8 protein-coding genes are annotated in these 8,725 nt (G+C 70.2%); 1 reads left to right on the plus strand and 7 read right to left on the minus strand.

All coding sequences use genetic code 11. From position 1 onward, the window contains the following. Positions 1 to 115: 115 nt before the first annotated feature. From D7V93_RS30635 to D7V93_RS30655, 5 genes are all read right to left on the minus strand, one after another. On the minus strand, positions 116 to 904 hold the full coding sequence (locus tag D7V93_RS30635) for an energy transducer TonB (RefSeq protein ID WP_120646763.1): 789 nt from the start codon (positions 902 to 904) through the stop codon (positions 116 to 118). 10 nt (positions 905 to 914) lie between these two features. Continuing rightward, positions 915 to 1,343 (minus strand): ExbD/TolR family protein, encoded by a 429-nt coding sequence (locus D7V93_RS30640; protein ID WP_120646757.1) that lies wholly within the window; start codon positions 1,341 to 1,343, stop codon positions 915 to 917. Positions 1,344 to 1,345: 2 nt separating this feature from the next. Continuing rightward, a complete protein-coding gene (locus D7V93_RS30645) occupies positions 1,346 to 2,020 on the minus strand; it encodes a MotA/TolQ/ExbB proton channel family protein (protein ID WP_120646758.1) in 675 nt (224 codons plus the stop codon). 58 nt (positions 2,021 to 2,078) lie between these two features. After that, entirely contained in the window at positions 2,079 to 2,384 is a 306-nt protein-coding gene (locus D7V93_RS30650) for a hypothetical protein (protein WP_120646759.1), read from the minus strand. A gap of 107 nt (positions 2,385 to 2,491) precedes the next feature. Beyond that, on the minus strand, positions 2,492 to 3,121 hold the full coding sequence (locus tag D7V93_RS30655) for a GNAT family N-acetyltransferase (RefSeq protein WP_120646760.1): 630 nt from the start codon (positions 3,119 to 3,121) through the stop codon (positions 2,492 to 2,494). 207 nt (positions 3,122 to 3,328) lie between these two features. On the opposite strand from D7V93_RS30655, the gene D7V93_RS30660 reads away from it, so the two are divergent. After that, the gene (locus D7V93_RS30660) at positions 3,329 to 6,241 is read left to right on the plus strand and encodes a CBM96 family carbohydrate-binding protein (protein WP_244237611.1); all 2,913 of its coding nucleotides are present in this window, start codon (positions 3,329 to 3,331) and stop codon (positions 6,239 to 6,241) included. A 56-nt stretch (positions 6,242 to 6,297) separates the two neighbouring features. Here the strand turns inward: D7V93_RS30660 and D7V93_RS30665 are convergent, their stop codons facing one another. Together D7V93_RS30665 and D7V93_RS30670 are read right to left on the minus strand one after the other, a co-directional pair. Then, positions 6,298 to 7,491, minus strand: coding sequence for a Kelch repeat-containing protein (locus tag D7V93_RS30665; RefSeq protein WP_158623898.1), 1,194 nt, complete (start codon positions 7,489 to 7,491; stop codon positions 6,298 to 6,300). Positions 7,492 to 7,771: 280 nt separating this feature from the next. Then, positions 7,772 to 8,725, minus strand: a 954-nt coding sequence (locus D7V93_RS30670) for an alpha/beta-hydrolase family protein (protein WP_208723207.1), incomplete at its 5' end; no start/stop codon positions are given.

An 8,725-nucleotide genomic window follows, 5' to 3' on the forward strand; every position in this document is an offset into this window, starting at 1 on the left:
CGTCGGCAGCGTCAGAGGTTTATAAGAGACAGGAACAAAGACTTCACGCAGACGTCCGGCGCTTCTCGGCGGGTGAGGAATTCTCAGCCGCCGCTTCCTGGCGGGCGGGCGGGCGTCAGTCGAGGAGGAACGTGTAGGAGTACTTCATCTCCGTGGAGACCGCCTCGCCGCCCTTGAAGGCGGGCTTGAAGCGGAAGCGCCGGATGGCTTCGCGCGCCGCCTCGTCGAGCCCGTAACCGGGCCCATGGAGGACCTTCGAGGCCACCACCCTGCCCTCGTTGTCGATGGTGATGGAGAGCGTCACGGTGCCCTCGATTCCAGCGCGGCGGGCCTCGTCCGGGTAGGGAATCTTCACCTCGGAGGCCACCGTCGGCTCGGAGTCCACCTGGTAGATGGGCGTGTACTTCGGCGCGCGGTACGCCTTCACCTCCTGCGGCGCCTTCGCCTTGTCGGCGGTGCGGCCGTAGAGCGTGTTCCCCACCGGCGCCGCGAAGCTGCCCGCACCCGTGGTGGAGGACAGCGTCATCCCCACCACCAGCGGCGTGGGCTTCGCGGCCGGCGGAGGCGTCTCGTTGGGCGGAGGGGGTGCGTCCACCGGAGGCGGCGGCAGCGGCCTGGGCGCCGCGGCGACCTTGATGGGCGGGGGCTTCACGCGCACCTTCGGAGGTGGAGGCGGCTCGGGCTTCGGTTCCTCCTTCACCACCGGGGGCGGCGGCTTCTGGACCTCCACCATCACCAGCTCCACCGGACGCCGCACCGCGGGCCGCTCGGAGGGCCGCGCGTGCAGCACCCCCAGCGCCAGCCCGTGCAGCGTGAGCGAGCCGACCACGAAGCCCGCCAGAAGTCCGTTGCCTCCGCGCCTCGGCGCTGCCCACGCCGTGTCCTCGAGCACCCGCTCACCCATGGTCTTCACGTCAGCCCCGCGGCGAGCCAGGCGCGACGTCCTTTTCGATGTTGAGCGCGAACTTCGCGATGCCCTGGCCCTTCACCACGTCGATGAGGCGCATCACCCGGCCGTAGGCAATGGTCTGGTCCGCGCTGATGATGGCGCGCGTGTCCTTGTCCTTGCTGACGGCCTCCACCACGCGGCGGGACAGGTCGGCCTCCGTGACCTCGACGCCGTCGAAGTAGAGCTTGCCCTCCTTGTCGAGCACGACGTTCACCAGGCCCTGCACCGTCTCACCGCCGTTGGCGGCGCGGGGCAGGTCCACCTCCACCGTCTCGCGGACGATGAAGTTCGCCGTCACCATGAAGATGATGAGCAGCACCAGCACCACGTCCACCAGGGGCGTGACGTTGATGCCGGTGATCTCCTCTTCGTTGTCCTGCGCGCCGCCGGCCATGACTAGCGGACCTCCGCGCGCAGGTTGCCCACCAGCGCGTGGCCCAGCGCATGGGCGCGGCTGGTGAGCGTCTTGAGCTGGCGGTTGAAGATGTTGAAGGCGACGACGGCGGGGATGGCGACCGCGAGGCCCACGGCGGTGGCGACGAGCGCCTCGGAGATGCCGGCCATCACCGTCTGCTGCATGGCGCCGCCCTTGGCATTCATCTCGCCCAGGTCGTTGAACGCCTTGATGATGCCGAGCACCGTGCCGAACAGGCCGATGAACGGGGCGTTGTTGCCCAGGGTGCCGAGGAAGGACAGGAAGCGCTCGTACTGGGGGCGCTCGCGGGCCAGGGTGGACGCAATCACCTGCTCCACGGTCGCCGCGCCCTGGGGGCTGGACGCAAGGCCCTCGCGGATGACGGCGGCCTCCATGCCCTTCTTCCCCTGGACGGCGACGCGCACCGCCTCCAGCTCCCCGCGCGCCAGCCGCAGCGCCAGCGTCTCCGAGTCCGGCAGCCGGTTGCGGGCGAAGTACACCGTGCGCTCCAGCATGACGGCGAGGGAGAGCACCGAAAGGCACACCAGCACCCAGAGCACCCACTCGGCGGAGGTGAGCGTCACGCCGAGCAGCTTGCGGCTGAGCCAGCCCAGCCCCTCGGCGGGTGCCTGGGCGAAGACAACGATGACCGACATGGTTTTCCCCTCGTGAACGGCTTTGGCACGAAGGGAACACCGACGCCTACGCGATGTGTCACCCGGGAATGCTCGGCCCGTCACCTGCTTCCGTGACGAGTTCATCCTCAGCGACAGGCAACACGCAGTGGACCAGGAGGACACGCGCCACGGTGTCGAGGGCGAACGAGACCTGGAGGCCCTCCACCGTCATGACGAAGCCGTCCTCGGAACGCTTCAGTCGGGACAGGACCGGCTCCAGCGATACGGCGCTTCGCATCAGGAGCGCGAAGTTCTCCAGATGGTTCTCCAGGTGGAGACGCGCCTCCCCCGGAAGCCGCTGGAGCTGACGCTCCGCCCGTCGGGAGTAGAAGAGCCGGGACATGCACCTACGCTAGCCATGGGCCCGTGGACTGGCCGTGCCGCGAGGACGCGTGACCGCTGGCCTGGCAGGCAGGCTCCGAGGCGCGCTTCGACCCGAGCTGCGGCACGTCAGAGGAGCTTCTGCCCCAGCACGTCAAAGGCTTCAATGGGGAGCGCGGCGGCGCGACTGCCCGGATACTCGTCGGCGAGCAGGGTCCAGATCATCGTGTCCCGGCGCGTGCCGTCGGGCGCGACGAGCCGCTGACGCAGGGTGCCTTCGTGGGTGAATCCCAGCTTGTGGGCGACCTGGGCACTCGGGGCGTTGCGGGGGTCGCAGTGGATCTCCACCCTGCGCACCCCTTCCACCTCGAAGGCGACGCGGGTGAGCGCTCCGGCGACCTCGGTCGCGAGGCCGCGGCCCGTGTGCCCGGCCGCGATCCAATAGCCAATCTCAAGCGCCCCCTCGCCCACGCGAGGATGCAGGCCGGTCCCCCCGAGGACCTCGCTGCCGTCGCGAGCGAACACGGCGTAGGCGAAGTCCTGCCCGAGGTCGAAGAGCCCGCGCATGCGGCGCAGCTGCGCGGCCTGCTGCATCACGTTCATCGGGTATTGCTTCGCCCAGGGCATCCAGGGGAGCAGGTGCTCCAGGCTGGACTGAATGGCGCGGAGGGCTTCGCTGGCATCCGCCGGTGACCAGCAGCGCAGCAGGGCCTGCCCGGTCTGGACGGTGTACGCGGGGCGGGAGGAGGTCGGAGTCATGACGGAACGAAGGTACTCCAGAGGGGGCGGGGCCCAGAAACCGTAGGCCCCGTAACGCTGCCCTCCGGTCTGGCGCACCTGTTGCTGATGCCATCCCTTTGCAGGTCCAGAGGGAGAATCAGCATGAGACGGATGACAGTCGCAGGGATGTTGTGGGGAATGGGTGTGGCGCTCGCGACCTTGAGTGGGTGCGGCGCGCCACTTCCAGTGGAAGAAGATTCACATGAGACAGGAGCGGAGACCGTCGGCACGGAGCGCGCGGCGCTGACCACGCGGACGGTCGTCCTGACGCCCACGGCGGACGCGCACGTGGAGGCCGCGTCCCCGGACACGAGCTTCGGCGCTTCCACCACGCTGAAGGTCTCGCGAACCCCCGAGGCGCTGACGTACCTCCGGTTCTCAGGAGCAGAGCTCCCCGTTCCCGGGACGGTGACGTCCGCGCGACTGCGCTTGTTCGCGATGAACAACGCGGCCCAGGGCGTCGCCGTGCACGACTCGCCGGGTGTGCACATCTGGGACGAAAGCGTGACGTGGAACACCCGGCCGAGCTGGAGCGACTCCTGGCTCACCTCGACCTCGGGGCCCGTGAGCAGCGGGACGTGGGTGGAGCTCGACGTGTCGGGCATGTACATCCCCCACCGCTACTACAGCGTCGACTTCCTCCTCTCGGCGAAGGGCACGGACAGCCTCACGTTCGGGTCGAGTGAGTCCTTCGAGTTCAAGCCGCAGCTCATCCTCACCGTCGAGTCCGCCGAGGACAACCCGCCGCTGCCTCCCGCGCCGCTCACGCTCTCCGGCGCGCCGGTCTCCTTCTCCGCGAGCGCCGACACGTTCGTCGACGCGGAGAGCCCTGGCGTGGCCCAGGGCAGCGCCACGACGTTCAAGGTGGACAGCGCGCCCATGCAGGAGGCCTACCTGCGCTTCCCGGTGCAGGGGCTGACGGAGGCCGTGCAGCGCGCGGTGCTGCGCCTGTACGTGAACTCAGGCTCCGATGACGGCCCGTCCGTGTACGCGCTGACGGGGCTGCCGTGGAGCGAGTCGAGCGTCACGTGGAGCTCACGGCCGGCCCGCACGGGCAGCGCGGTGGAGGACGCGCAGGGCCTCGCGACGGGGAGCTGGGTGGACTACGACGTGACGGACCTGGTGCGTGGCAACGGGGACGTCTCTTTCGGGCTGTACCCCACGTCGAGCGATGGCGTGACGTTCTACTCGCGCGAGAGCGCGGACGCCTCGCTGCGTCCCCGGCTGCTGGTGTGGACTGGCGCGGCGAAGTCCGCTCCGACGGACGCGTGCCTGACGCGCACGGAGTACGTCGCGGACCCGCTCTCCGCGCTGCACGACACCTACGCCGCGGCGGATGCGCCGGACTCGAAGTTCCAGCACCACGCCTCGCTGCGGGTGGACGCGGATCCCCGCGCGGAGGCCTTCCTGCGCTTCGACGTGCAGCTGCGTCCGGAGCGCATCCACCGGGTGGCGCTGCGCCTGTATGCCATTGACGGCACGGGCAACGGGCCCCGGCTGTACCGGGCGACGGCGTTCGAGGGGGCGACGACGGACTGGAACCACCGCCCGACGCCGCTGGGCGAGCCGCTCGTGGACCTGGGGGCCGTCCCGCGGGATGCGTGGGTGGAGCTGGACGTGACGAACGTCGTGACGGCGTCCGGGGCGTACGCGTTCGCGCTGCTGCCGGACAGCACCAACAGCGTGGGCTTCGCGTCCACGGACGCGGAGGAGCGCGGCATCATCGGTGGCGCGCCCCGGCTGGTCGTCACGTATGAGAGCGCTCCGTTCTGCTCGTACCGGGGCACGAAGCCCTCGGGGACCACGGCCTGGGTGCGGCAGAGCGGAGACGCGCAGACCGAGGCCCCGCGTCACGTGGCGCCCGCGCCGGATGGCGGGTTCGCGGTCGTCACCCGGTTGCTCGGCACGGGGCCCCGGCCCGTCGAGTCGGGCCACACCGTCACCCTGCACCGGGCGGATGGCGGCGTCGCGTGGACGCGCTCCTTCCCCCAGTCGGGAGTCCAACTGGAGAAGGTGGTGGTGACCGCGGTGGGCAACGTGCTGGTCGCCGGCAGCTATACGGGCGCGCCGGACCTGGGCAAGGGTCCGCTGCCCCAGGGCTCCGGCATCGTGGTGATGAAGCTCACGCCCGACGGCACGGTGGACTGGACGCGCGGCTTCCGGGCGTGGTTCGACACCCCGGGCGAGCACTACGACAACCCGATGGACGTGCTCGACCTGGCCACGGATGCACACGGCAGCGCGGTGCTCGTCGGCACGTTCTGGGGCTACACGGACTTTGGCAACGGGCCAGTGTACTCGGGCAAGCCGTTTCCGTACGACGACACGTATCCGAACTCCTACGTGCTGAAGCTCCAGTGGGACGGCGCGCACCTCTGGTCGCGCGTGCTGGCCGGGACGTCGCTGGTGGGCACGCGCGCGAACAGCGTCGCCGTGGACGCCAGCGAGAGCGTCATCGTGGGCGGCCATGCGGGGGACAACACCCACTTCGGTGGCGGCACCGTCGCGGAGCGCGGAGGCTTCGTCGCCCGGTATGGCGTGGGCGGCGACTTCGGCTGGGCGCGGGTGATGAGCGCCCGTTTCAGCGAGGTGTCCTCCGTGGGCCTGCTGCCTGATCAGCGCATCGCCTTCACGGGGAACTTCAACGGGTACCTGTCGTTCGCCGGCCAGACCTGGGTCAGCCGCGAGCCGGAGGAGTATGACGGCGCGCGGGATGCGCTCGTGGGCGTGCTCACCGCGGCGGGTGGAGACGTGGGCCTCCGTCAGTTCGCGCACTACGGGTTCACGGACATGGTGGTGGACGGGGCCGGGAACATCGTGACGGCCCAGTACGGCGAGGGGAACCTCGTCGGGCTGGGCGAGGTCGGGTGGCGGCAGGACGTGCTGCCCCAGCCGACCCTGGCGGCCTTCGGTCCCGCGCTGGAGTCCCGGTGGGTCCGCGTGCTGGGGCCCATGTCCATGGATGACCTCCACCTCGCGTCCGCGCCGGAGGGCATCGTGGTGGTGGGCTCCCTGGCGGAGGCGCTTGAGTTGGACGGCACCTGGTACACGCCTCGGTCCCGGCGCTCCGACGTGCTGCTGTTCAAGCTCCGGAAGTAGGCACCCACGCCTCGGGGCTCCCGCATGCGAGCGGGGCCCCGGGGGTGCGGCTCAGGTCACGGGGTGTAGAGCTCCGCGGAGGCGAGCCCCAGGCCCGAGCTGTTGGTGCCGCCCACTGCCAGCACCTTGCCCGACGGCAGGGTGCTGAGCGTGAAGTGGTTGCGCACGGCCAGCATGCTGGCCGTGGCGCTCCAGGTGCTGGTGGCCGGGTCGTACAGGCTCGCGCTGGACAGGTAGAGGGTCGTGCTGCTGCCGCCAATCTTGTTCTTGCCGCCCGCCACCAGGAAGGCGCCCGAAGGCAGCGTGGCGGCGGCGTGGCCGTGGCGCGGGCTGCTCATCGCGCCCGCGGACGACAGGGTGCCCGCGCTGAACGACTCGGCCGCGGAGACCGAGTAGTGGCCCGTGACCTTGCCGTTGCCGGCCAGCCCTCCCACGATCAGCGCGTCACCCGAGGGCAGCAGGAGCGACAGGTGCTCGCTGCGCCCCGTGGCGAGGTTTCCCGTCGTGGACCAGGTGCCGGTGGCCGGGTCGTACAGCTCCGCGCTGTCGAGCCGGTACAAGGAGGTGAAGACCATGTAGAGGCCGCCGCTGACGAGCACCTGCCCGTTGCCGAGCCGCACGGCGGAGTGGTCCATGCGGCCCGTGGCGAGGCTGCCCGTGGCGGACCAGGTGCCGGTGGCCGGGTCGTACAGCTCACTGCTGGTCAGGTAGACGCCACCATTGCCACGGCCGCCCGTGACGAGGACCTGCCCCGAGGCCAGCAGGGTCGCCATGAAGCCGGAGCGGAGCGTGGCGAGGCTGCCGGTGGCGGTCCACGTCCCCGTGGCCGGGTCGTACAGCTCCGCGGTGGTGGTGCTGCCGAAGGTGCCGCCGATGACGAGCACCTTGCCCGACGACAGCAGGACGGCGACGTGGGCCGAGCGGGCCTGCGTCATGCTCCCCGTGGCGGACCAGGTGTTGGTGGCCGGGTCATAGAGCGCCGCGCTGGCAAGGTAGGTGGTCGTGCCCGGGTCGCCGCCGGCCACCAGCACCTTGCCCGACGGCAGGACGGTGGCGCTGTGGTCGAACCGGGCCGTGGACATCGGCGCGGCGGAGCTCCAGCTGGCGAGAGCCTGGCGCTCGGTGGTCACCACGCCCGGGGAGGCGGAGCCCCCCGTCGGATCCTGGTCGTAGTAGGGGCCGGGACCGCAGGCCGCGCTGGCGAGCAGCAACAAGATGGATGGGAAGGTGGCTGCGAAGGAACGCGTCATGGATTGCCCCCTTGGAGCGAAGCCCTGCCATGGCAGGAATGGCCTTGTCATGTCAGGGTGTGATTGCCAGCCCACGCGAAGGTGGAAGCCTTTCCATCCCTCACGGGCCAGCGACGCGCATCCTTGTCACCGACAGTGGGAGACTTCAAGCACGCACGCCAATACCCGGGTGGCACCCGCACTCATGGGTAATGCATCACTCCTACCCGCAGCGGCCCATCATCCCTGCGTGGGATTGGGCAGACGCGAAGCATGGGGCGTGAACATGCTCTGACGGTCCTCACAGGGCCGGCTTCAGCAGCGCCCGCAGCCGTGCCGACTTCTGTTCGGTCCAGCCTTCGGGCCGCAGCAGCGCCACCCAGGCATCCACGTGCTCGCCGGTGTACACGTGGCCGTAACCGGGTGGCACCGCCATGCCCAGCGGGAGATCCGCCGTCACCTGCCAGAACGTCACGAAGGGCAGCCACACCATCTCACCGAGGACATCTCCGCCACGGGACTCCCGCAGCCAGTCCGGCCGCTTCAGCAGCAGGTCGGGGCTCCACCAGATGATGGGGTCGGAAGGATGGAGCAGGTACAGCACCCTCGAGTCGCCCCACGGCTCGGACGCCGGAGGGATGTCCTCGCCCGGCCGGCGGCTGAAGCGCACGATGCGGCCGCGTCGGTAGATGGGCTCCACCTCGGGGCTGCCAGGATCCCGATGGTCGGTGAACTCGCGGTACAGCGTGTTGAAGTGGGGCGGCCCCACGAACAGCACGCCGTCCGTGCGGTTGGCCAGGTCGCGCTCACCGCTGAACGCCGTCTCCCCTCCGAAGGAGCCCAGGCTCTCACCGAAGATCAGCAGCTTCGGGCGCTGGCCCTCGGGAAGCCTGGACCAGCGTTCATAGACGGCATCGAAGAGGGCGCGGCCCGCCTCCCGCGCTCGCTCCTGGTCGACCAGGACGGAGAGCCACGACCACAGGTGCGAGTACTGCGTGGCCACGATCGCGGAGTCACCGCCAGTGACGTACTCGAAGGCATCCACGGCCTCGGGCACCACCCAGCCGCTGCCCGTGGTCGTCACGACCAGCAATTGCGCACGCTCGAAGCCGCCTGCGCGCTCCAGATCCTGGACCGCGAGCTCGGCCCGGGCCTCGGCGTCCGGCGCGGACTCATAACCGGCGTACACGCGGATCGGCTCCTTCGCGGTCGCCCCGCTGAACGCGGAGAGCGCGTCCACCGAGGGACCCCTGCC

Source organism: Corallococcus llansteffanensis (genome assembly GCF_003612055.1).
Classification (GTDB): domain Bacteria; phylum Myxococcota; class Myxococcia; order Myxococcales; family Myxococcaceae; genus Corallococcus; species Corallococcus llansteffanensis.